General features: G+C 51.3%; 21 protein-coding genes and 1 tRNA gene. 7 read left to right on the plus strand and 15 right to left on the minus strand.

Features of this window, described 5'->3' with window-relative positions; genetic code table 11:
• Positions 1 to 27 precede the first annotated feature (27 nt).
• From ACO6UY_RS03120 to hemA, 13 genes are all read right to left on the minus strand, one after another.
• Positions 28 to 696: a SanA/YdcF family protein gene (locus tag ACO6UY_RS03120; protein ID WP_422449462.1), complete on the minus strand. Its 669-nt coding sequence runs from the start codon at positions 694 to 696 to the stop codon at positions 28 to 30.
• 89 nt (positions 697 to 785) lie between these two features.
• Positions 786 to 1,964: a hypothetical protein gene (locus ACO6UY_RS03125; RefSeq protein ID WP_422449460.1), complete on the minus strand. Its 1,179-nt coding sequence runs from the start codon at positions 1,962 to 1,964 to the stop codon at positions 786 to 788.
• Between the two features lie 83 nt (positions 1,965 to 2,047).
• Positions 2,048 to 3,175, minus strand: a complete 1,128-nt coding sequence (trmA, locus tag ACO6UY_RS03130; RefSeq protein ID WP_422489025.1) for a tRNA (uridine(54)-C5)-methyltransferase TrmA — start codon at positions 3,173 to 3,175, stop codon at positions 2,048 to 2,050.
• Between the two features lie 36 nt (positions 3,176 to 3,211).
• Entirely contained in the window at positions 3,212 to 3,412 is a 201-nt protein-coding gene (locus ACO6UY_RS03135; RefSeq protein WP_422449456.1) for a hypothetical protein, read from the minus strand.
• 67 nt (positions 3,413 to 3,479) lie between these two features.
• On the minus strand, positions 3,480 to 4,451 hold the full coding sequence (locus ACO6UY_RS03140; protein WP_422449454.1) for a GIY-YIG nuclease family protein: 972 nt from the start codon (positions 4,449 to 4,451) through the stop codon (positions 3,480 to 3,482).
• Between the two features lie 264 nt (positions 4,452 to 4,715).
• Positions 4,716 to 5,183 (minus strand): ribosomal protein S18-alanine N-acetyltransferase, encoded by a 468-nt coding sequence (gene rimI / locus ACO6UY_RS03145; protein ID WP_422449452.1) that lies wholly within the window; start codon positions 5,181 to 5,183, stop codon positions 4,716 to 4,718.
• Positions 5,184 to 5,213: 30 nt separating this feature from the next.
• On the minus strand, positions 5,214 to 6,146 hold the full coding sequence (locus ACO6UY_RS03150) for a hypothetical protein (protein ID WP_422489027.1): 933 nt from the start codon (positions 6,144 to 6,146) through the stop codon (positions 5,214 to 5,216).
• Between the two features lie 287 nt (positions 6,147 to 6,433).
• Positions 6,434 to 7,987 carry a 2-isopropylmalate synthase gene (locus ACO6UY_RS03155; protein ID WP_422466017.1) on the minus strand — a complete coding sequence of 518 codons (1,554 nt, stop codon included), beginning with the start codon at positions 7,985 to 7,987 and terminating at the stop codon, positions 6,434 to 6,436.
• A 431-nt stretch (positions 7,988 to 8,418) separates the two neighbouring features.
• A complete protein-coding gene (hemH, locus tag ACO6UY_RS03160; protein ID WP_422466015.1) occupies positions 8,419 to 9,441 on the minus strand; it encodes a ferrochelatase in 1,023 nt (340 codons plus the stop codon).
• 197 nt (positions 9,442 to 9,638) lie between these two features.
• Positions 9,639 to 10,814: a Na+/H+ antiporter NhaA gene (nhaA, locus tag ACO6UY_RS03165; protein ID WP_422449444.1), complete on the minus strand. Its 1,176-nt coding sequence runs from the start codon at positions 10,812 to 10,814 to the stop codon at positions 9,639 to 9,641.
• Between the two features lie 209 nt (positions 10,815 to 11,023).
• Positions 11,024 to 11,887, minus strand: a complete 864-nt coding sequence (prmC, locus tag ACO6UY_RS03170; protein WP_422489028.1) for a peptide chain release factor N(5)-glutamine methyltransferase — start codon at positions 11,885 to 11,887, stop codon at positions 11,024 to 11,026.
• Positions 11,888 to 11,890: 3 nt separating this feature from the next.
• Positions 11,891 to 12,976 (minus strand): peptide chain release factor 1, encoded by a 1,086-nt coding sequence (gene prfA / locus ACO6UY_RS03175; RefSeq protein WP_422489030.1) that lies wholly within the window; start codon positions 12,974 to 12,976, stop codon positions 11,891 to 11,893.
• 45 nt (positions 12,977 to 13,021) lie between these two features.
• Positions 13,022 to 14,326 (minus strand): glutamyl-tRNA reductase, encoded by a 1,305-nt coding sequence (hemA, locus tag ACO6UY_RS03180; protein ID WP_422449438.1) that lies wholly within the window; start codon positions 14,324 to 14,326, stop codon positions 13,022 to 13,024.
• Positions 14,327 to 14,741: 415 nt separating this feature from the next.
• Between hemA and ACO6UY_RS03185 the strand changes: the two genes are divergently transcribed.
• Both ACO6UY_RS03185 and lolB read left to right on the plus strand, forming a co-directional pair.
• Complete coding sequence (locus ACO6UY_RS03185) at positions 14,742 to 16,571, plus strand: tetratricopeptide repeat protein (protein WP_422449436.1); 1,830 nt, start codon at positions 14,742 to 14,744, stop codon at positions 16,569 to 16,571.
• Between the two features lie 80 nt (positions 16,572 to 16,651).
• Complete coding sequence (gene lolB, locus ACO6UY_RS03190) at positions 16,652 to 17,281, plus strand: lipoprotein insertase outer membrane protein LolB (protein WP_422489031.1); 630 nt, start codon at positions 16,652 to 16,654, stop codon at positions 17,279 to 17,281.
• A gap of 58 nt (positions 17,282 to 17,339) precedes the next feature.
• On the opposite strand, the gene ACO6UY_RS03195 is transcribed toward lolB, so the two are convergent.
• Complete coding sequence (locus ACO6UY_RS03195) at positions 17,340 to 17,648, minus strand: hypothetical protein (protein ID WP_422449432.1); 309 nt, start codon at positions 17,646 to 17,648, stop codon at positions 17,340 to 17,342.
• Positions 17,649 to 17,837: 189 nt separating this feature from the next.
• Here ACO6UY_RS03195 and ispE point away from each other — a divergent pair, with 189 nt between their 5' ends.
• The 5 genes from ispE (at position 17,838) to pth (ending at position 21,440) form a co-directional block, all read left to right on the plus strand.
• On the plus strand, positions 17,838 to 18,806 hold the full coding sequence (ispE, locus tag ACO6UY_RS03200; protein WP_422449430.1) for a 4-(cytidine 5'-diphospho)-2-C-methyl-D-erythritol kinase: 969 nt from the start codon (positions 17,838 to 17,840) through the stop codon (positions 18,804 to 18,806).
• 85 nt (positions 18,807 to 18,891) lie between these two features.
• Positions 18,892 to 18,966 (plus strand) — tRNA-Gln (locus ACO6UY_RS03205).
• Positions 18,967 to 19,110: 144 nt separating this feature from the next.
• Complete coding sequence (locus ACO6UY_RS03210) at positions 19,111 to 20,052, plus strand: ribose-phosphate pyrophosphokinase (protein ID WP_209275601.1); 942 nt, start codon at positions 19,111 to 19,113, stop codon at positions 20,050 to 20,052.
• 146 nt (positions 20,053 to 20,198) lie between these two features.
• Positions 20,199 to 20,810, plus strand: a complete 612-nt coding sequence (locus tag ACO6UY_RS03215; protein WP_209200009.1) for a 50S ribosomal protein L25/general stress protein Ctc — start codon at positions 20,199 to 20,201, stop codon at positions 20,808 to 20,810.
• A gap of 15 nt (positions 20,811 to 20,825) precedes the next feature.
• Positions 20,826 to 21,440 carry an aminoacyl-tRNA hydrolase gene (pth, locus tag ACO6UY_RS03220; RefSeq protein ID WP_422449428.1) on the plus strand — a complete coding sequence of 205 codons (615 nt, stop codon included), beginning with the start codon at positions 20,826 to 20,828 and terminating at the stop codon, positions 21,438 to 21,440.
• 20 nt (positions 21,441 to 21,460) lie between these two features.
• On the opposite strand, the gene ACO6UY_RS03225 is transcribed toward pth, so the two are convergent.
• Positions 21,461 to 22,462 (minus strand): D-alanine--D-alanine ligase family protein, encoded by a 1,002-nt coding sequence (locus ACO6UY_RS03225; protein WP_422449426.1) that lies wholly within the window; start codon positions 22,460 to 22,462, stop codon positions 21,461 to 21,463.
• Positions 22,463 to 22,487: the final 25 nt, after the last annotated feature.

The raw sequence follows: 22,487 nt of genomic DNA on the forward strand, positions 1-22,487 counted from the left end.
GTAGATAGATGAAAACGGTATTGTTTATCAGGTAGGGGGCGTAACACCAATCTCAATGGTCGGGCCAAGGAATTTAGGGCCAGTATTGAGAAAATGTACCTCCAGCACAGCCAGCACTCTGGCAAGCATCTCTCTGGCTCTATTGCTGATATCAATGTCATAGCCCTCGCCAGCATTAAAGGCAATGGCGTCAATATCATGATTCATGGCGATATACAGAGCCCGCTTATTGTGTGGAGCCTGGGAAATAATAGTAAAGCTATCCAAATCAAAAACATGATGTGCCCTGAGAACGGAATCAAGCGTTCTGAAACCGGCATAATCCCGATATATGCGTTCTGCAGGGACGCCTTTCTTGAGCAGGTCACGCCTTATGGTGCTTGGTTCATCGTAAAAACGGGTGCTGTTATCGCCGCTGATGAGAATGTAATCAATCTTACCCGCTTGGTAGAGTTGGAAGGCTGCTTCCAGCCGGAGCCGGTAGTGGTCATTAAAGCCGCCCAGGCGAGAGTATTTGCTGGTACCCAGCAAAACACCAACCTGATTATAGGGGAGCTTGCTCAGGTTAGAGTACAGGGCGTTATTGGTTGCCCTGGCCACCATCAAGTTGCAAAGTACAGTCAATGCCAGCAAGACAATGGTAGAGAGAATGGCCAGCCTGACAAAAATCAGTACATGGGGTATTCGGACACCCATCGTATACCTTCAATGCGAGTCACATCATTCCTGAGTAGATCACATTGCGTACATTCTATAAAGCCAGTGAATCAAAAAACTCTCTATTTTTAATCAGACATTCGTCTTAGCTCATCAATCATCAGCTTTGTTATGGTTTTGCTGGGCGCATCCGGTATGCCCAGGCTTTCGGCAACCGCCGGTGGCCTGAAGCCCCTGATGTGAGCATAAATCATGACGGCCAAAGGATCCGGGTTTGATGCGCGAATGGCCAGCTGTTCGGTCAGCATCAGGTTCTGATAGTTTTCATCAGCCACATAGATGACCGGCTTGCCCCGGTAGATGGCCTGCTGGGCGACGGATGATTTATGGACAATAACCGCAGAGGCAATGGTGCTCAGTGATGCGGTGGAATAAGTGCCGTGGTGTAACAGATGGACATTGCCGTCCGATTGAGCCTCAATGATCCTGCGCTCAAGCTCACCATCAAACTTGGGGTGATATGAAACCAGAAAAAGAATGTTGGGCAGCTTCCTTGTTGCTGCAATAAAGGTTTGAAAAGCCTTGGGATAGCTGCTGCTGTAATCACCGGCAAACAACACTACAGGCTGCTCCGGGTGTATATTGAGGGTGTCGCGTAATAGGAAAATATCGGTCTCATCATAGACTTTGTCCCAGTCTTCCAGTGCGGGCTGTCCGGTAACGGTCACTGCTGCTCCCAGGGAGGCAGCGATGCTCTGAAAGCTAAGCGCGGTGGTTTTACTGGGGACATGGAACTCGTCCAGGTAGCTCAGCTCTTCTAAAAAAGGCTGTACATAGCTGATGGAATCAACTGGCTCAAAATTATCATAAAACGCGATGACCCTGGCACCTCTTCTCTCCCAGATATTGGCAATCTGAGCCTGTGCCCGACTTGCCATACCGGTATAGACAATTTTGGTCGAGATGCTTTCAGCGAGTTGGTAAACCAGCTTCTGGTTAAGCAGATGGTCGCGATTTTCATACAGCGCTTCGTTGTGGGTCAATCTATCGAATGGAATCAGAGCCGGGTCATTTTTGAAGACTTCAGCAGCACGGCCCATCGCCAATATCCGGTAGGGAATATTGGCGTTTTTCAGTTTTTCCTGAATACGCAGGAAAGCGTTGCTTTCCCCCTGGTCATAGGCCACGAACAATACCGCAGTTTTGATATAGTCCGCATCGCTGCTGTAAGAAGTCGGTGCAAAGAAAAGCCAGAAAACAGAGAAAATGATGGATGCTGGCAGATATTTCAGCTTGTTGTTTTTCACGTGAGGCTACCCCGGAGAACTTCCTTAAAACTTTTTCTTCCTAAGAATCAAGGTAGGAGTCCCGCCGGGGAGTGTAAATCTGACTATTTCCGAATCAGATGAACGCCCATTTCAGCGTGATGAGTGTATGGGAACTGGTCAAAAAGGGCGATTTTTTCGATTCTATGGGTCTGGCAAATGGTTGACAGATTTTTCCTGAGCGTTTCAGGGTTGCAGGAAATGTACAGGATATTGTCGAAATTCTGCACCAGCTTTTCTGTTCCTTCATCGAGACCTGCCCTGGGAGGATCCACCAGAATGGTTGAGAAATCATAGCTGTCCAGGTCGATCTCACTCAGGCGGCGAAATGCCCGTTCCCTGTTCATGGCCTGGGTCAACTCCTCACTGGATAGACGGGCGATTTCTACGTTCTCTACATTATTCAGCTTAAAGTTTTCCCGGGCCGAATGGACTGAGGTTTTGGCAATTTCAGTGGCCAGTACCCGGGTAAAATGTCTGGCAAGCACGCAGGTGAAATTACCATTTCCGCAATAGAGCTCTAACAGATCACTGCTACGGTCGGACGTAATCGCTCGTGCGGTGCCACTGGCCCAGGCAAGCATGTGCTCATTAACACTGGCATTAGGCTGGGTAAAACTGTTTTCTACCTGGGTGTAATAAAATGGTTTGCCATCCACGGTCAATGTTTCAGTGACATATTCTTTATCCAGCACCAGTTTCTGTTTGCGGGCACGTCCAATAATGGCAATGCCAAACTGTTCCTGCAGTGCTGTTGCTTCCTGTTGCCACTGATCATCCAGCTGGCGGTGATAGATCAGTGAAACCAGGGCTTCCTTTGTCTGGGTGGTGAGAAATTCAACCTGAAAAAGCCGTTTCTTCAGATGGCTGCTGGCGATGATAGCCTCCATCAAGGGCATCATTAACCGGTTAATGGTTTCGGAGCCGCTGGGAAAGGAGGTGACTTCAAAGGGCTGCCTGGTTTGTGGATCGAACATTCGGTAGTAGCAGTGATCGCCCTCATGCCAGACATGAAACTCTGCTCTCATCCGGTAATGGTCCGACCTGGAGCGGAAAAGTTCCAGTTCAGGCATATCGAATTCGGCAAACTCGCTGCAAATGCTGCTGGCCTTTTGGGCCAGTTGCTGTTCATACCTTTCGGGTTGGACTGTTGGTAGGGACATAGCGCTCGTGATCAAATAAAAACGGCCCATATTATGGGCCGTAATAGCATGGGCGTGAAGCGTGGTTTATGATTGATTTGAGTGGCCATGCATTGACTGCTGGATGTCTTTTCGGATCTGCTGCATTTTTAAGGCGATTTGATCACTGCGATGGCTGATCAGGATCATTCTCTGCTCAAATCGTTGCAGAACATGGCAGGCTGCCCGGAGTTTGTCAGGAAGTGTTCGTTGAAGATGTTCAAGTGAGCGATCGTTGGGCTTGTTCATAGCCCAAGTATAGATGTGAGGTAGGGTGGCCGGCACGTTCAGGGGAAGAAAATGCCGGTATAAGGAATCAGGCAGCGACAGCCACGCTCTGGCTATTCATGCCCATGGCTCTTGCGGTGAGTTCTGCCAGCAGTTGTTCAATTTGCTGGCGATCGGATGCCTGGCTATCCGACGTCTTCTGGGCCCTGGCTTTGCGGTGCCGCTCAATGGCTTCGCGGATGCGTTGTTCCCGTGGGTCAAGCTCAATAATGATCTCTGGTTCAGCCGCTTTCACTGGCTCAGGCTGCGGTTCAGCCACTTCGATCTCAACCGTTACGGGAGCGGCTGGTTTGCTGTTGAGGAGTTCAACCGCATTGCTGTCTCCTGACAGGACGGCGTTGGCTGCTGCCTGAATGGCTTCAAGCTGGGCCGAAATGTCGTCGCTGAGACAGATGTTGTTCATTTGCACAACGGCATTCACCTGAGAGCCGTTTTCCGGTTTTGCCACCAGCTTTTCTTTCCGGGCTTCTGCTGCGTTTTCCTGTGCGGTAGAAACATCCAGTTTGATGTCCGGTGATCTGACGCGTTCAACAGAAACAGGCGTCACTGGTTGTGCAATGCCGGGCTGTTGTGGTGTTGCGGTTTTCTCTTCCGTCTGCTTTTTCGGCTCTGGAGAAATCTCATCAAAGTCATCCATGTCGCCGTCGAACTCGTCAAAGATGCTGGCAAGCTCTTTTTCCACGCTGGACTTGCGGGTTCGTGTTTTCTTTTTAGGCTGGATCTTGACGGTGCTGGTTTTATAGCCACGGAGACTGCGAGCACCCAGCGTTTCAATGGCTTCCTGTTCAAGCGCGTTCAGCTCATTGCGGTCTTCTACGAAATCCCACTCTTCAACGACAAAGCCATCCCTGCCGTGTACACGGATCTCCTGGTATAGCGGGTAGTCAAGATTCTGCTCGGCTGCAGCCACCATTTTTTCCCATTGGTCAACCAGGTCATTGCGGGTTGACCCAACATAGACTTGAGAGGTGGTTTTGTTGGTGACGGTGAAGATAATCAACGCTTAAGACCTTGCTGTGACTGAAACAGGGGCGCGATTATACCTGTCAATTTATCCCTGTGCAGGGGTGGAAAGCTCGTATTTTGTAGTTTTTTTTTACGATGTCCGGTTTGATTTTGAAGCCTGGTCGATGACTTTATCGTTCACACGAAGACCCATTGCGCTAATACGATGCAATTGTCGTTTAATGCGGTAACTTGACGAGTTTATTAGGAATAAGTCGCTTCCAGAGCAGCTGTTGTTTTCAGTTGTTGTCAGTTGTTGTCAGCTGAGGAAAGTATCAGGTTCCATTGCCATCACGATGGCATCTTCCCAACCCCTGCCCATGGGGTAATAGTTTTTCCTGATGCCGATCTCGCTGAAGCCTTCATGAAGATAAAGGTTGAAGGCTTTGATATTGGAGCGGCGGACTTCAAGCAGAATGGTGTTGCAGCCAGACTGTCCTGCTGTCTGCAGCATGTGTTGCAATAGCTGCCGACCGATACCTCGCCGTTGAAAAGATTTGTCCACCGTCAGAATCAGAATGCTGGCTTCGCCGGCTACCGTCATCATGACGCAGTGTCCTACAATTCTGCCATCAAGCACTGCCAGTTCGCAGGTATAGCCGGAGGACAGGCTGGCGGAAAAGTGTGCTTTTCGCCAGGGGTGTTCTGCTGACTGTTGCTCCACGGCATTGACCTGTTCCAGGTCACTTTCCAGCATGGGGCGAAACGTGAGTGAGGGTTGTGTCATGGTTGATGATTTATCTGAATCGTTTGATCTTCAGGCATTGCCCTGTGTGTCTGGTGTTTTGGTGAGTAGCGGAGCCAGATCCTGCCATGCTTCCCTTTTGAGTATGGACTGTTTCATCAGTTCATTCAGCCCATGGGTTACAGCAAACCACTGGCCTGTATGAGTGCCCGGCTGGATGCCCCGTAGTTGCTCAAAATCTTTTTCCGGGTCCATAACAAACTTGGCCGCTGACTGTCCAAATAACAGAATCACCTTTCTGCGGGATAAGCCGTATTGGTTGCTCAGATAAGCACAGACGGCATCGGCGGCAGCGTAGTCATCCTGGCTTAGTTGGCTCAGCAGGCCCCGGCTTTCGCTCATGGGCCAGACAAATTCACGAACAGTCTGTGCACCTTCCGGGTTGAGCTTGAGTGCTCTGAGAATGTCATCTAAAAGGCGTTGATGGTAGCGGCTGAATTGGTTGAGCCCGGAGTGTGGCATTTCGGCCACCACAAGGCAGTCATCGCTGACGGGTTTTATCACCAGACGGAATTTGCTGACGGAGCCTGACAGCTGTTTTACAGGCTCTGGTGAAGGTTGAGCTTCCTGTTTGATGTCCTCAACAGGTTTGGATGGGGTAATAAATTGCCCAAGGATATCTACTGGCTTGGTCGGCGAGTATCCTGTCTGGGGCTGCTCTCTGGCATTCTGCTGGTTAAACGCTGAGCTGATTTCAGTGGCAGAAACAGCCTGAGCTGACTCTGCTTCGGCAAGTGCCCGGGCGTCCTCTGCTATCCAGTCAAAAGGTCTGGCCGGTTGAGCATTGGTCAGTTGATACCTGGGAAACCAGGTTTGTATGCCCATGGCTCCCAAATAGTTCTGTCTGAGTTTTTCCCGGTGGGCAATCTGAATGTTTGCTGCAGAACTGTCGACAGCCTGATCACTGTTGGATGGTGAAGGGTGGTCAACGGTTTCGCCCTGCATGTCGGTTCTCAATGGTTGCCGCTATTTACGGTTACTGCTCTCTGGGAGGCTGTCCGAGAATAGACTGCCCTACTGCGGTGGCAGAAAATTGGTCTAAAAATTCCGTTTTGTTCGGCAAATAGCCCCGCTATTCACCTCACAAAACGAAATTTTTATCCTCAATTTTCTGCCATCCTCGCTACGGGCGCTATTCTCGGACAGCCTCCTAGGTTAAGAGCAGAAGGAAGATTAAAACGCCAATAATATCATTGAAAGATCCTGTTGGCATTTTAATCAAACCAAATTGATTAAACCGTTCCCCCGGTTTGTGGATTGGCTTTGGTGATATCGGCTTCCAACAGGTTGAGGGCATGGATGTAGGCTTTGGCGGAAGCAATGACGATATCGGTGTCAGCCCCGGAGCCATTGACAATCTGCCCATTTTCCTCAAGCCGGACAGAGACTTTACCCTGGGAGTCAGTGCCCGTTGTAATGGCGCTGACGTTATACAGTGCCAGCCTGGCCCGGGAGTTGGCCAGCTTTTCAATGGCTTTGAATATGGCGTCAACAGGACCATCACCGCTGCTGGATACCGTCTGCTGTTTTCCGTTGATTGCCAGGGTGAGTGTTGCTTCCGGTGTTTTGCCAATTTTTGAGCTGGCATTCAGATCGATCAGTTTATATTTCTCCACCAGCTCGCTGCTGCTGCGGGCATCACTCACCAGTGCCTGAAGGTCATCGTCGTAGATTTCCGATTTTTTGTCCGCCAGAACTTTAAAACGCTGGAAGGCATCATTCAGGTCGTCCTGGCTGCTGAACGATATGCCCAGTTCCTCCATTCGGGTTTTGAAGGCATTGCGACCAGACAGTTTACCAAGTACCAGCCGGTTGGTATTCCAGCCGACATCTTCGGCAGACATGATTTCATAGGTTTCCCGGTGCTTCAGTACACCATCCTGATGGATGCCAGACTCGTGGGCAAAGGCGTTGGCTCCCACGATGGCTTTGTTGGGTTGAACCGGGAAGCCGGTGATGGAGGAAACCAGTCGTGAAGCCGGTACAATCTGAGTGGTGTTAATACCGGTGGTTACTCCCAGACAATCCGACCGGGTTTTAATGGCCATGACAATCTCTTCAAGCGAGGCATTGCCCGCCCTTTCCCCTAATCCATTGATGGTGCATTCAACCTGACGTGCCCCGTTCACAACGGCAGACAGTGAGTTAGCTACAGCCAGGCCAAGGTCATTGTGGCAGTGAACGGAGAAGATGGCTTTATCAGCGTTTGGGATACGTTCCATCAGGGTTTTGATGGTTTCTCCAAACTGGTGTGGCAGGGCGTAGCCAACGGTATCTGGAATATTGATGGTTCTGGCACCGGCATCAATGGCTGCTTCAATAATACGGCACAAAAAATCTATTTCGGAACGGCCGGCGTCTTCACAGGAAAACTCAACATCGTCAATGTGGTTTCTGGCCCGTTTGACGGCAAATACGGCCTGTTTGATCACATCGTCCGGGTTCATACACAATTTGTGCTGCATATGGATGGGAGAGGTGGCAATAAAGGTATGAATCCGGCCCCGTCTGGCTGGTTTCAGGGCTTCGGCGGCCCGATCAATATCTTTTTCCAGTGCCCTGGAGAGACTGCATACGGTGCTTTCCGTGATATTGGTGGCAATGGCTTTGACGGCTTCAAAGTCACCCGGGCTGGCCATGGCGAAACCGGCTTCAATAACATCTACCCGCAGTTTTTCCAGGGTTCTGGCTATGCGTAATTTTTCATCACGGGTCATGGCTGCGCCGGGGCTTTGCTCTCCATCGCGCAGGGTGGTATCAAAAATCACAACTTGATTGTTGTTCATGGTGTATCCCTTGCCTTTGCTGTCCGAAAGGCTGGTCAATTTCTTATTGGCTATGCTGCTGTAACTTGTTTTGTCTGCGCAGCAATCTTGTCTGGCAAGTCCGCTTTATCAGTGGTCTTGCGGTTTGGCCATCAAGGCCGGGTATTGGGGGAGATAGTAATTAATATGCCCTAAGGCAGTAGTAGAAGTAGCAGGCGAGCAGGAGCGAAGAAAGTTTCAGGCAGGAGAAGAACTCCCTCCTGGTAAGAAGTCTTATTATTACTTTTGATATCAACGTACAGTCTTTGCCAGTTTATCACGCTACTCATTGCGCCCTTCTCTTGAGGGAAATACGTAGATCGGCCAGGTAGTTGTACTATAAAGGCAGAGTTTGCAGGATACAAGATGGATATGGGGTGGTGGGCATGTTTCATGCCCACTCATTTTTATCATCAATGAGTCAGAGGGTGTTCTGACCATTGCTTCAACAGGTCTATCCAGGCTGGATGATCATTCAGGCAGGGAATGAGTTCCAGTGACTCACCCCCGGCTTTAATAAACTCCTCTTTGGCCCCAATGCCGATTTCTTCCAGCGTTTCCAGGCAGTCAGAAACAAAAGAAGGGCAGATAACCAGTACTTTTCTGGCTCCTTGATCTGCCAGTTGCTTGAGAACATCCAGAGTATTTGGCTCCAGCCACTTGGCTTTTCCCAGTCGGGACTGGAAGCTAACGCTGTATTTATCGATCGGGACGCCTGCTTTTTCAACAAAGGCCTCTGTTGTCTGATATACCTGATGTCGATAGCAGGTTTTGTGGGCAATGGAGGTTTTCTGGCAGCAGCTTTTATCTTTCAGGCAGTGATTGCCGGTTGGGTCATCTTTTGTAATGTGGCGCTCTGGTACGCCGTGGTAGCTGAACACCAGGTGATCAAACTCTTTTTCCAGCCAGGGCTTTGCACTTTCGACCAGCGCCTCAATGTAGCCATCGTGATCATAGAACACCGGGTGGACGCGAAGCGGCAGGGTGATGCCCATTTCCTGCATCAGGCTTTTGGCCCGTTCAATCACGGTTTTTACCGATGACATGGCGTAGTGTGGGTAGAGTGGGAACAGCAGGATCTCTTCAATGCCCGGTTGCTTTGCCAGATTGCTCAGGGCCTTTGCCATATCCGGTTTGCCGTAGCGCATGGCCAGCTCAATCGGGATGCTGGTGCGCTCTCTGAGCTGTTCCGCGCACTTTTCGCTGTTGACAATGAGTGGTGAGCCCTGCTCAGTCCAGATGGCGCTGTAAGCTTCAGCGGATTTTGCCGGACGGGAAGGTAAGATAAAAAGGCTGAGGATAAGCCTGCGAATCACCCATGGCAGGTCAATCACATGCTTGTCCATCAAAAACTCATTGAGATAGTTTCGAACATCTTCAACAGATGTGCTGTCCGGTGACCCCAGATTAACCAGCAAAACGCCTCTGTTTTCCATGGGCTAAAGAGCTCTCTATGATTTGTCAGAAGTACCGCCAATTCCTTTTCATTGTTCAGGTTGGATCGTATGGGTGGAGTACTTCAGGATTGATTAATTGACAGCGAGTTTAACAGCTTTGCAGAGACTTTGGTGAGAATGGTGTCATTTCTTGTTGGTTGAGAGTTCCGGCCTCTGTTCAGAGGCCGGAAACAGGCTCAGGCCTGTTTGCGTCCGGCCCAGTAAAGAGTGATAAAGCCAAAGACAGCGGAGAGTATGGAGCCAGCCAGTACGCCGATGCGATCTGATACCAGGTAGTTGGTATTCACGTTTTCAAAGGCCAGTGAGCCAATGAACAGACTCATGGTAAAACCAATACCGCAGAGTATAGAGAGGCCGTACATCTGGAGCCAGCTGGTTCCGGTGGGCAGTTTGGCCAGTCCGGATTTAACCGCCAGCCAGCAGAAGCTGAATACGCCAATCTGTTTGCCCAGGAAGAGGCCGGCCACAATCCCCAGGGGAATTGGGGTAAACAGGCTTTTGATCTGTTCGGCATTCAGTTCAAGTCCGGCGTTGGCAAAGGCAAAAATAGGCAAAATGACATAATGAACACTGCTGTGCAGGTTGTGTTGCAGGGCTTTCAGCGGTGATCGACCGCTGCGGTCAACGGTTTTCAATGGAATGGTAAATGCCAGAAGCACGCCAGCCAGCGTAGCGTGAACGCCTGACTTTAGCACGCAGATCCAGAGCAATACGCCGACAACCATGTAAGGTCCGATCCTGGTAACATCCCTATGGTTGAAGAAAGCCAGGATTGCCAGTAAGACAGAGGCAATGCCCATGGACATCAGAGATAGCTCTTCAGTGTAGAAAATGGCAATGATAATGATGGCACCAAGATCATCAATGATGGCCAGGGCCAGAAGGAATGTCATCAGTGATGCGGGTGCGCGTTTACCGAGTAAGGCAAGAATGCCTACGGCAAAGGCAATGTCAGTGGCGGCGGGGATTGCCCAGCCTTTAATGGCAATAGGGTCTGAGTAGTTAAAAGCAACATAGAAGAGTGCCGGTACCAGCATTCCGCCGATGGCACCAATACCTGGCAGTATAACCTGAGCCGGAGTACTGAGTTCCCCTGCAAGCACTTCCCGTTTAACTTCGAGGCCGATCAAAAGGAAGAAAACTGCCATCAGACCATCATTAATCCACAGCAGCAGTGGTTTGTGGATATCCAGGGGGCCTGCGGTAAAACGGATGGGGGTTGATAGCAGTAAGTCATAATACTCTGCAAAAAACGTATTGGCAGCGAGCATCGCCAGTGCCGAGGCAATAAAAAGCAGTACGCCAATGGCGTAATCCTGCTGCAAGAAGCTATGAAATCGTCTGGCAAACATGTTTTCTCCAGGTGCCCGCTATAACCGCCCGTAGCCCATTGATTACACCAGTATCTCCGTAAGGATTTCATGCCAGTTGTTGCTTGACAAGTACGTTGGTCCAGCGGGCAAAAAATAGCATTCAGTTTATCTGCACTGAATGCCGCTTGGTATTACGGGCTATTACTTATGGCGGCAGTACGGAGTAAGCCTATAGGGTTATTGGTAGTTCAGGCCGCAGGTTTGCGGGCAAGGGTTACGCGGTCATGACCGGCCAGATCGGTTTCTGTGCGAATTTGTGTGAAGCCTGCCCGGGAAAGGATTGTCTGGACAGGGCTGCCCTGGTCATAGCCGTGTTCTAACAGGAGCCATCCCCCGGGCTTCAGGCTTTGCAGTGAGTGTTCGGCAATCACACGAATATCGTCCAGTCCATCCACTCCAGAGACCAGCGCTGACAGGGGTTCATAGCGAACGTCTCCCTCTTTCAGGTGCGGGTCATTGCTGCAAATGTAGGGGGGGTTGCTGACGATCATATCCATTGAGCCTTCAGCCAGTGGTGAACACCATGAGCCCTCAATAAATACGGTATTCCGGATATCATTGATCACCGCATTTTCTGCCGCAACAGCCAGGGCGTCCGGGCTTTTGTCGATAGCGGTAACTTCCCAGTTCGGCCGTTCCTTTGCCAGGGCAAGGGCTATTGCGCCGGTACCGGTTCCCAGGTCGGCCACTTTCATTGTTGATTCGGTGTTTTGATCCGGCGTGCTATCTAAGCCAAGTGCCAGCTCAACCAGTAGTTCGGTGTCTGGCCTTGGGATCAGGGTGGCTTCGGTAACTTTTAACTGCAAGCTCCAAAACTCCCGTTGCCCGATCAGATAGGCTATGGGATGTCCTGCTTTTCGTTGATCGACGAGCTTTACCAACTGAGCCATCTGTTCACTGGTCAGAAGCGCTTCAGGCCAGGTGAAAAAATAACTGCGAGGCTTGTGGAGAACATGTGCCAGCAGCAGTTCTGCATCAAGCCGGGGAGTAGGGCTGGCAGAAAGCATGCGGGATGCTTCTGCCAGAGCGGTGTCAATTCGGGCGCTGCTCATGACTTATTCGCCAGCCAGACTGGCCAATAGCTCAGCCTGATGCTCCTGCAGCAGAGGGTCAATAACCGGGTCCAGTTCACCTTCCACGATTTCCAGCAATTTATAAAGAGTAAGGTTGATACGATGGTCGGTGACCCGCCCCTGGGGATAGTTATAGGTACGAATACGCTCAGAACGGTCACCACTGCCTACCAGACTTTTCCGGGTATCACTGATCTCTTTCGCGGCAGCGGCATCCTGGGCATCCTGGAGTTTGGCCGCCAGCCAGGTCATGGCTTTGGCCTTGTTTTTGTGCTGTGAGCGCTCATCCTGGCATTCAACCACAATACCGCTTGGCAGGTGGGTGATACGAATGGCTGAGTCGGTGGTGTTGACGTGCTGACCACCGGCACCTGATGAGCGGTAGGTATCGATGCGCAGGTCTTCCTTACGGATCTCAATCGCCTGTTGTTCATCGGGCTCCGGCATCACGGCAACGGTGCAGGCAGAGGTGTGGATTCTGCCCTGGGATTCAGTCTCAGGAACCCGCTGTACGCGATGGGCTCCCGACTCAAACTTCATTCGACCGTAGACGTCGCTGCCAATAACGCGGGTGATAATCTCTTTATAGCCGCCGTGTTCACCGTCGCTGGCACTGATCACCTCAATTCGCCAGCCGCGTTTTTCTGCGTACCTTGAGTACATTCTGAACAGGTCGCCGGCGAAAATGGCGGCCTCATCGCCGCCTGTTCCGGCACGGATTTCCAGAAAGGTGTTCAGGCCGTCCCTTGGGTCTTTGGGTAACAGCAGCACTTCAAGATTCTGTTCCATTGCTGGCAGCTGTTGTTCGCAACTGGCCAGTTCCTCGCGGGCCAGTTCCGTCATGTCCGGGTCGCCTTCCGCCATCATGGCTTCGGCTTCGGCTTTGTCGCTGAGTACCTGGTCATACTCTTTGTAGGCTTTAACCACCGGTTCCAGTTCAGCGTATTCCTGGGAGAGCTTGCGGAACTGATCCTGGTTACCAATAACCCCGGGGTCACTCAACAGTGCGGAAAGCTCTTCGAAGCGCTCACCGAGGTTTTCCAGTTTGACGAGAATGGACTCTTTCATGATGTCTGTAAAAGGTGTCTATATAAGGGTGGATTCAGAATGCCATCAGGCATCCTGAGTTGAATCGGATTGACGACTGGGGCTCAGGCCCAGAAGTTTCTCGGCCCACTCCAGCTTTTCATGTTGCCCTTTTGCGGCAGCACTTTTCAGCTGTACGCTGGGGTGGTGCATCAGTTTGTTGGTCAGCGAGCGGGCAAATTGCTGCAGTACTTCTTCCGGACTGCCGCCTCTGGCCAGCCATTGCAGTGCTTTCTCAAGCTCCAGGTCTCTGATCGCTTCGGTGCTCTGGCGATAGTTGCGTAACAGGCTGACGGCATCCAGCGCACGCAGGCGGGTCATGAACTCAAAGATATCGGCCTCAATCATGCGTTCAGCCTGTTGGGCTGCATTTTTGCGCTCTTGCAGATTGTCTTCAATTGCATCCTGCAAGTCATCCACTGTGTAGAGAAAAACATCAGCCAGATCACTGACCTCGGGTTCAATGTCCCGGGGAACCGCAATATCCACCATAAACATGGGTTTGTGTTTTCTCTGCTTCAGCGCCTTTTCAACCGTTCCTTTGCCGAGCACCGGTACCGGGCTGGCGGTGGAGCTGATAACAATATCGCTTTCATGGAGTATGTGCGGCAGGTCCGATAGCAGGACGGCTTTTCCGCCAAACATGTCGGTCAAGCGCCGGGCTCGCTCCAAGGTACGGTTGGCCACGATAATATTGGCAACGCCCTGCTGGCACAGGTGTCGTGCGGTCAGTTCAATGGTCTCGCCGGCTCCGATCAGTAATGCCGTATTTTCGCTAAGGTCAGAAAAAATCTGTCTGGCCAGTCCGGTAGCGGCATAGGCAACGGATACCGGCTGCGCGTTGATAGCGGTTTCTGTGCGAATCTGTTTGGCCGTGGTGAAGCTGTGCTGAAACAATCGATTCAGACCAGGGCCGGTGGTGTCGGCTTCCTGTGCGCTGGCGTATGCGGATTTTAGTTGTCCCAGAATCTGGGGTTCGCCAAGCACCATGGAGTCAAGCCCACAGGCAACCCGCATCAGGTGGCGGACCGCCTGTTCATCATGGAAGAGGTAGCTGTGTTCTGATAGTAATTTGCCGTTGGTCTGATGGTAACCGCTCAGCCAGTCAATCAGTTTGTCGTAGCACTGTCTGACTGTTTCGGCCCCGGAGCTGTGAATAGCACAGTAGATTTCGGTACGGTTGCAGGTAGACAGGATGGCAATTTCTTCAATACCAGTGTGGATTCTGGCGCTTTGCAGCGCATCGGACAGCTGCTCAGCAGAAAAGGCGACCTGTTCCCTCAATGTGATTGGTGCTGTCCTGTGATTGATACCGGCGGTAATATACCCCATCAGACCTCTGTTGCTGTCCAGGTTCACTGCTACTATAGATTGGCTGACATATCCGTACCCGGATTATAAGGCGTTCAATGCCATCTGGGCAGGGAGTTATGTCGCTCAATTGTTCATTTGAAAATGCTTTCAGAGGCGCATTCCCTGGTGAAGGGGGGCAAGGCCTGACATTTTCTGCTTAAGGCTTTCTTTCAGGAAAGCTCTTGATTGCTGGAGTGTTGTGCAAATCCTGCTTATGTTTTTTCTGACTTATGACCATGTCCGATACTTCAATCGCAGTTATCAGGTTCACACTCAGGAGCGGGGCTGCTGGATTGATGGGTGTTTCGGCCGATCAATTCTGCAATGGAAAGCGTGTAACTGCAAACTCTCTTCACGTTTTTTAATGGAAATCAGGGGAAAGGGCATACCATCCATGATTAGAACGATTGCCGGGGCTGAATTATTCATCAACGGGGCTGAGGTTTTCAGAAAATATTGTAAAAAGTTGACGCTTGTTTTTGCTGTTTTCCTGGCGGGTTGTGCCAGTAAGAATGTTCAGCAAGTGGATCATAGCGCTGTAACTGCAACGAACGGTCAATCACAGGCCGGGGTTGATGAGCCTGTTACCCCTTTTGCCGCGGAGACGCTTTATGATTTGCTGGTGGCAGAGATTGGCGGCCAGCGTCAGCGTTATGATCTGGCGCTGGGCAATTATTTAAAACAGGCACACAAAACCAGAGATATTGGCGTAGCCCGGAGAGCCTACCAGGTTGCCGTTTATGTAGGGGCAAGGCAGGCAGCGCTGGATGCTTCATTACTCTGGGTCGAACTGGAGCCGGAAAACCCGGATGCACTGCATGGGTCTGCTCTTGAGCTGCTGTATGCCGGTCAGTATGACCGGGCCTTTGCCCGGATGAGTCAACAACTTTCTTTGGGGGGCAGTCCGGCCTTTGATGTGCTTGCCAGTGCCGCTGGCAACGAGCAGGGGCGGCTGGCTACAGATAGCCAGCTTGAACTTATCCAACAGTTTGACCAATTGTCTCAGGCTTACCCGGATTATCCTGTGCTGAAGTTGGGTAGAGCCATTTTGCGTCAGCAGACCGGTGCGTTTGAATCGGCACTGACTCTGGCTAATGAGCTTCTGCGGCAGGATCGCGGGTTTGTCCCTGCCATGATGGTGAAAGGGCGGGCCTTACACAAATTGAAACGGGATGCTGAAGCTGAAATTATGCTTGCTGACGCGATTCGGCGTCACCCGGAGAAAAACCGCCTGCGCTTGTTATATGGCAGAGTTCTTGTTCATGCCGGTAAGCTCGACCTGGCAAGGAAGCAGTTTGAAATTCTGCTTGAGAGGGCTCCCGGAGAGAGTGATATTGTCTTGTCTCTGGCACTTATCACCTCAGAAAATGGTCTGGAGCAGGAAGCTGTGCAGTACTTTGAACAGCTGTTGGCCCTTGGTGAGCGAAACAATACAGCCCATTACTATCTTGGACGTTTGAGTGAGAAGCAGGAAAAATATTCTGCTGCCAAAGAGCATTATCTTTCTGTAGGTCCCGGAAAGGAGTTTATGGCGGCTCAGGTGGCACTGACTCAGATGTTGGTTGGGCAGAACAAACTGGAGGAGGCGCTGACCCATGTGGGGGAAGCAAGAAGCCGTCATCCTGCCCGGATGGAGTCGCTTTTCCTGTTGGAGGGAGAGCTTCTGGTTAATGATCGTCAGCTGGGCAAGGCGCTGATATTGTTTGAACGGGCACTTAAAACAAACCCTGAATCGGTCAATCTTCTCTATTCAAGAGCGATGGTTTATGAAAAGCTGAATGATCTGGAGGGGTTAGAGAAGGATCTGCGTTCTATTCTGGCGTTTGATCCTGACAATGCTGCGGCATTGAATGCCCTGGGCTATACCCTGGCTGATCGAACCGACCGGGTTAAAGAAGCGGAAGCGCTGATTTTACAGGCTTATGATTTGAACAGCGAGGATCCGGCTATCCTGGACAGCATGGGGTGGGTGCAGTTTCGTCTCGGGAACCTGGATCAGGCAGAGAAGTATTTGAGAATGGCATACAGCCAGTTTCCTGATGCGGAGATCGCTGCTCACCTGGGTGAGGTGCTCTGGGTGAAAGGTGAGCAGGATGCTGCCCGGTCTCTGTGGGCGGAAGCGCTGCGGAAAAGCCCTGATAGTCAGATTTTAAAGGATACGATGGGGCGGCTCACAGGGGGTGATCCCATGAGTCAGGCAGAAACAGTCAGTACTGCGCCGTGATTTTTTTAACAGTAAATGCCACGCCTTCAGTGGTCTGAAGAAGATTTTGCGGTGTGTGCGCATAAAATAGCTTGGTGTATATGGGAATGGGTGTTGAAAAGTACTTTTCTGGTTTGAGAATTTTACTGGTTCTGTGTGTTTTCATCCTTGCCGGCTGTGCTTCCCGAGCGGTTGATTCGGGCAGGCAGGTCAGTGGCGAAGAGAGAGAACAGCGCTGGCAGAGGCACCAGGAACGTTTGGGGTTGATTCAGGCCTGGGATATGACCGGCCGTCTTAACATGAAGGTTCCAGGGCAATCAGGTACGATGTCGCTTGACTGGCAACAACAAGGTGATCAATACAGGTTGGCCCTGGAAGGCCCCCTGGGTGCATCCATTGCTCGTATCTCGGGGGGGCGTCAGGGTGTGTCGGTCACTGCCTCGGATGAAACCCGTTATGGTCCGTCACCGGAGATGCTGCTGTATTCGCTGACCGGGTGGCAGTTTCCGGTCAGTAATCTGAAGTACTGGGTTCGGGGGTTGCCAGTGCCTGGCGATGATGCCAGGGTCCAGCTGAATAACCTGGGATACCCTGACAAAATTGAACAGCAGGGTTGGGTGGTTGCTTACCAGCAATACGGATTGAGTGGCAGTCAGCGATTACCTGTCCGCCTGGTTGTAAGCCGTGGTGATGTTCGATTGAGTCTGATAGTGAGTAGCTGGCAGCTTTAATACTGCCAGTCAGTTTTTGCCTATGTTAATGGTGGCAAGTGGGGAGGTCATTCCCGGGTCAGAGTATTTCCCAGATGCCTTCCGGGTTGTATTGAGAAATGGTTATTAATCTGTCTAACACTCTATAAACGGTATCGTGGTAGCTTCCACAGCCATTTGGTGGGTTCAGGGCCTCCATTGCAGCCCTGTTTTCGACCATGTAGTTGCGAATTTCCAATAATGGCTTTACCGCACGGCTTCCTGTCATGCCTTCGATAACATGTATTCCTGTACCTGGTTTTGCAGCACAAAACATTGGTGTTACGTTATAGGAACAATTGACGAAAGTATCTTCACCATACCCTTTCATCTGAAAGTCATAGCCCATAATTACCATCCTCGTTTGAGTCAGGGTGAATGATTTGCAATTAAGTGATGGGTCAAAAGTGATCAATCAGACCTTGTTTTCCGGTGTTAAGTTCAAGGTTGGATGTTTTTCTTCGAGTACTTCTGTCTTAATGCTTTCCTGGGCATTTTGAGCCATTATGATGACGGTGTTTTTTTTGGAGTATTCTGGATGCTGACAGAATTAGTGTTGCCAGCCCCTGCCAAGTTGAACCTGTTTCTGCATATCACTGGCCGCAGACCTGATGGCTATCATAATCTGCAAACACTTTTTCAATGTCTGGATTTTGGTGATCAGCTGACTATCACCAGCAGTGATTCGGGTATTGAGCTGGTTACTGACCTTGAAGGAGTGGAGCATGAGGATAATCTGATTGTTAAGGCCGCCCGTCTTCTGCAACAGGAGACCGGTTGTCGTCTTGGTGCAAAGATTCATCTTGATAAACAGCTGCCCATGGGGGGAGGGCTTGGTGGTGGTAGTTCCAATGCCGCGACCACTCTGTTAGGACTTAATGCCTTGTGGGGGCTGAGCCTTTCGATTGATCAGCTGGCGGCACTTGGTTTAAGACTGGGGGCCGATGTTCCGGTGTTTGTGCGCGGGCACAGCGCTTTTGCCGAAGGGGTGGGTGAAATTCTTACTCCAATCGAGCTTCAGGAAGCGTGGTTTCTGGTTCTGGTTCCCAATGCTCAGGTGAATACCGCTGCGATGTATGGCCACAGTGAATTGACAAGAGATTCATTGCCAATTACAGTGCGCGACGTCCTTGAACGAGAGGGGGCGGCCCTTGATCAGGCTCCGGGTAACTATCTGGAGCGGCATCACAGGCAACAGCGGCGAAACGATTTCGAACCTCTGGTTCGTTCACTGTATCCCGAGGTTGATAAAACGCTCTCTCTGTTGGATAATCTCGCAGATTCAAGCATCGGGCGGGCCATGATGAGTGGTTCCGGGGCATCAGTATTTGCCCGGTTTGCCAGTCGTGAACAGGCGTTAACGGCACAGGCTGAACTGACTCAAAGCGTCACTCGTCCTGAGATTGCAGAGGATACATCAAAGCTACACAGCTTCGTGGCGCGCGGCATTAATCGTTCGCCCCTGCATACGGCTTTGCAGCAGGCAGGTTTTACGCTTACTGCGTAATCTGTTTGTTTATCGCTCAAGACTGTTTTGGTGTTAACTACGATAAATCGGCCTGGATTGTGCGCGGATTGATAAAGAGATTTACTGGGGTGTCGCCAAGCGGTAAGGCATCAGGTTTTGATCCTGACATGCGGGGGTTCGAATCCCTCCACCCCAGCCAGTATTCTGTCCGTGTTCTCCGTCACACCGAAAGTCGTCTCCTGTCATCTACTGATGCTGATTTTTCAGGCAGTGCCCTGCCTGAACCCTCTCTCGTTACTCGATTTTTCCACCTACGCCCAGTACCCAAGCAAGGTAATTTCCCGTGTCGAAAATGATGGTGTTTGCCGGCAGCTCAAATCCGGATTTGGTTCACAAAGTTGTCAATCACCTGCATATCCCACTTGGCAAGGCTTACGTTGGCCGTTTCAGTGATGGCGAGTGCGCCGTAGAAATCCAGGAAAATGTCCGTGGCCGGGATGTATTCATCATCCAGTCAACCTGTGCGCCGACCAATGATAACCTGATGGAGCTTCTGGTAATGGCGGATGCCATGCGTCGCTCTTCGGCGGTTCGTGTAACGGCCGTTCTGCCTTATTTTGGTTATGCCCGTCAGGATCGTCGCCCCCGTTCCAGCCGTGTACCGATCAGTGCCAAAGTGGTGGCGGATATGATTGCCAGTGTGGGTGTGGATCGTGTGTTAACGGTTGACCTGCATGCGGACCAGATTCAGGGCTTCTTCGATATCCCTGTGGATAACGTCTACGGTTCACCCATTCTTCTGGACGATATTGAGCGTCGTAATTACAGTGATGTGATGGTGGTTTCACCGGACCATGGGGGTGTCGTTCGTGCCCGTGCCGTGGCCAAGCGATTGAACTCTGACCTGGCTATTATCGATAAGCGCCGTCCAGAGGCCAACAAGAGTGAAGTCATGAATATCATCGGTGATGTGTCCGGGCGCACCTGTATTCTTGTTGACGATATGGTGGATACGGCCGGTACCCTGTGTCAGGCCGCTGCTGCCCTGAAAGAGAAGGGAGCAAAAGCCGTTTATGCCTACTGTACTCACCCGATCCTCTCTGGCCGTGCCCTGGAAAATGTTGCCAACTCCCAGCTGGATGAGCTGGTGGTGACCAACACCATTCCTCTGAGTCCGGCGGCCCAGGCGCTGGATAAGATTCGTCAGCTGGATATGTCTACTCTGCTGGCTGAGTCTGTGCGTCGTATCAGTAATGCCGAATCCATTAGTGCGATGTTTCAGTAAATACCCAGTCTGGTGCGGGAAACATATTTTGCTTTTTTGCGCCATGCCGGTATGATATCGCACCTTTGAATCCCTTTGGGGGGTTCTGTTTGAACAGCCTGACGCTGCCTGGTCGCAAGGCGGCGGCAGGTCTATTGGAGATTATCATGTCTGAAGCAATCGTTTTAAACGCAACAGCGCGTAAGGATATCGGGAAAGGTGCGAGCCGCCGCCTCCGTCGTGCTGACCTGGTGCCTGGTATCATCTACGGTGGTGAAGCTGAGCCGGTACAGATCACTCTGGAAGGTAAAGCCATCCGTAAGGTTCTGGAAGTTGAAGCTTTCTACTCTCAGGTTCTGACCCTGACGGTCGATGGCACCAGGCAGCAGGCTATCCTGAAGGACCTGCAGCGTCATCCGGCTAAAGAGTTCGCCATGCACATGGACTTCCTGCGTGTTGATGCGGACCATGAGATCACTACCAACGCTCCTCTGCACTTCATCAATGAAGAAGAGTGTGTCGGTGTGAAAGCGGGTGGTGCGATCGTACACAACCGTGTGGATCTGGAAATCAAGTGTCTGCCAGGTGACCTGCCAGAGTTCATCGAAGTTGACATGGCCAAGGTTGAAGTGGGCGGCCACGTTCACCTGAGCGACCTGACCATTCCTGCGGGCGTTGAAGTTATCGCTCACGGTCAGGATCTGGACATTGCCAGTGTTCAGGCTACTCGCGGTGGTTCTGACGAAGAAGCATCTGCTGAAGAAGCTGGCGAAGAGTAAGCAGAAGGAGGCGTTATGGCAAAATCTTCGGAGCTTTTACCCTCAAATGAGTCGATTCGACTGGTTGTGGGTCTGGGAAATCCCGGGTCACAGTACGAAGATACCCGCCATAATGCCGGCTTCTGGTACGTTGAGCAGTTAGCAAGAAGCTACGGTGCTATCTTGCAGCCAGAAAAGAAGTTTTTTGGCATGACTGCCAGGGTGCTGATAGGCGGACAGGAAGTTCGCCTGCTCAATCCTGGAACCTTTATGAATCGAAGTGGTCAGGCTGTTGCTGCCATGGCGACTTTCTTTAAAATCCCTCCTGAATCTATCCTTGTGGTTCACGATGAGCTTGACCTGCCCGCTGGCGTTGGCCGCTTGAAGCAGGGTGGCGGCCATGGTGGTCATAACGGTCTCAGAGATATTATCTCTTCCCTTGGTAACAGTCGTGAGTTTTTACGGCTTCGGCTTGGCATCAGCCATCCCGGCAACAGCAAAGATGTGGTGAACTATGTGTTGACCAAACCATCGGTTGCAGAGCGGCAAAAGATTGATGCGGTTATTGATGAATCGATCCGGGTCACACCTGAAGCCTTGAATGGCAAACGATCCAAAGCGGTGCAGGAGTTGCATACGTTCTCTGCCTGAGAGTTTCCACTATTGCCTGCTTACTGACTTGACACATTCAATTCGGGAATTGGCCAGTAATCATTGCCATTAAACAGTTTCCCCTTTCTCAGCATGGCGTTGTCGATCAATCGGCAGATCAGTTCCTCAAACTCTATTCCGGCATGCCTTGCTCCATCGGGAAACAGGCTGGTGGGCGTCATTCCGGGAAGATTATTGATTTCAGCAAAGATCGGCTCTCCGTTTTCGGGAACCATAAAATCGGAGCGGCTGATATCCCGGCAGCGAAGCAGTTGGTGTGCTTGCAGAGCGATCTCCTGAACTCTTTTTCGCTGATAATCCGTAATACGGGCGGGAATAATATGTTCACTCAGGCCCGGTGTGTAGCGATGGGTATAGTCATACCAGGCATTATCAGGCGTGATGATTTCTGTGGTTGGCAGCACTTGTGGGCTATCCAGCTCAAGTACCCCGGCGGTGACTTCTCTGCCATGAATAAATGTCTCCACCAATAGTTGTTCATCTTTCTCAAAGCCGCTTCCAAGTCGTTCTTCCAGCTCTTGCTCGCCCCGGGCAAACTGAATGCCGATACCAGAGCCCTGGGCGAAGGGCTTGATAATCACCTTCTCCCCGAGGGCTTCCATGCATTGGCTGACGGAGCGGTTTAGCGGGTCTCCACGGGAAACGATACAGTCTTTCGCCATGGGGATGCCCGCAGCCTGTAAAATACGCTTGGTAGCGACTTTGTCCAGGGCGCAGGCGCTTCCAAGGACCGTTGAGCCAACATAAGGGATGCCCATAATCTCAAGAAGCCCCTGCAGGCAGCCATCCTCCCCCATGGGGCCGTGGGCGACGGGAAAAACCACATCGACCTGGTGGAGGGTCAGGTTGGCAGGCAGCATCTTGTCCAGCTCAAGAGTGACTACTTTCCGATAGTTTTTCTCCAGGGGCGGGCTGATGCGACCCGCAGAGAGTCTTGAAACACTGGCTTCAGGGGAAGGACCGCCACAAATGATTCCCACGGTAATACTTCTGTCTGGCATCTAATGATCCACAAGATTAAGGGTG

This window comes from Endozoicomonas sp. ALE010 (genome assembly GCF_049310165.1).
GTDB lineage: Bacteria > Pseudomonadota > Gammaproteobacteria > Pseudomonadales > Endozoicomonadaceae > Endozoicomonas.

What these genes read in the sequence shown, in the direction of transcription:
- ACO6UY_RS03120 (WP_422449462.1), bottom strand. Translation starts at nt 696, where the DNA reads ATGGGTGTCCGAATACCCCATGTACTGATTTTTGTCAGGCTGGCCATT.
- trmA (WP_422489025.1), bottom strand. Translation starts at nt 3,175, where the DNA reads ATGGGCCGTTTTTATTTGATCACGAGCGCTATGTCCCTACCAACAGTC.
- ACO6UY_RS03135 (WP_422449456.1), bottom strand. Translation starts at nt 3,412, where the DNA reads ATGAACAAGCCCAACGATCGCTCACTTGAACATCTTCAACGAACACTT.
- rimI (WP_422449452.1), bottom strand. Translation starts at nt 5,183, where the DNA reads ATGACACAACCCTCACTCACGTTTCGCCCCATGCTGGAAAGTGACCTG.
- ACO6UY_RS03150 (WP_422489027.1), bottom strand. Translation starts at nt 6,146, where the DNA reads ATGCAGGGCGAAACCGTTGACCACCCTTCACCATCCAACAGTGATCAG.
- ACO6UY_RS03155 (WP_422466017.1), bottom strand. Translation starts at nt 7,987, where the DNA reads ATGAACAACAATCAAGTTGTGATTTTTGATACCACCCTGCGCGATGGA.
- hemH (WP_422466015.1), bottom strand. Translation starts at nt 9,441, where the DNA reads ATGGAAAACAGAGGCGTTTTGCTGGTTAATCTGGGGTCACCGGACAGC.
- nhaA (WP_422449444.1), bottom strand. Translation starts at nt 10,814, where the DNA reads ATGTTTGCCAGACGATTTCATAGCTTCTTGCAGCAGGATTACGCCATT.
- prmC (WP_422489028.1), bottom strand. Translation starts at nt 11,887, where the DNA reads ATGAGCAGCGCCCGAATTGACACCGCTCTGGCAGAAGCATCCCGCATG.
- prfA (WP_422489030.1), bottom strand. Translation starts at nt 12,976, where the DNA reads ATGAAAGAGTCCATTCTCGTCAAACTGGAAAACCTCGGTGAGCGCTTC.
- hemA (WP_422449438.1), bottom strand. Translation starts at nt 14,326, where the DNA reads ATGGGGTATATTACCGCCGGTATCAATCACAGGACAGCACCAATCACA.
- ACO6UY_RS03185 (WP_422449436.1), top strand. Translation starts at nt 14,742, where the DNA reads ATGATTAGAACGATTGCCGGGGCTGAATTATTCATCAACGGGGCTGAG.
- lolB (WP_422489031.1), top strand. Translation starts at nt 16,652, where the DNA reads ATGGGAATGGGTGTTGAAAAGTACTTTTCTGGTTTGAGAATTTTACTG.
- ACO6UY_RS03195 (WP_422449432.1), bottom strand. Translation starts at nt 17,648, where the DNA reads ATGGGCTATGACTTTCAGATGAAAGGGTATGGTGAAGATACTTTCGTC.
- ispE (WP_422449430.1), top strand. Translation starts at nt 17,838, where the DNA reads ATGCTGACAGAATTAGTGTTGCCAGCCCCTGCCAAGTTGAACCTGTTT.
- ACO6UY_RS03215 (WP_209200009.1), top strand. Translation starts at nt 20,199, where the DNA reads ATGTCTGAAGCAATCGTTTTAAACGCAACAGCGCGTAAGGATATCGGG.
- pth (WP_422449428.1), top strand. Translation starts at nt 20,826, where the DNA reads ATGGCAAAATCTTCGGAGCTTTTACCCTCAAATGAGTCGATTCGACTG.
- ACO6UY_RS03225 (WP_422449426.1), bottom strand. Translation starts at nt 22,462, where the DNA reads ATGCCAGACAGAAGTATTACCGTGGGAATCATTTGTGGCGGTCCTTCC.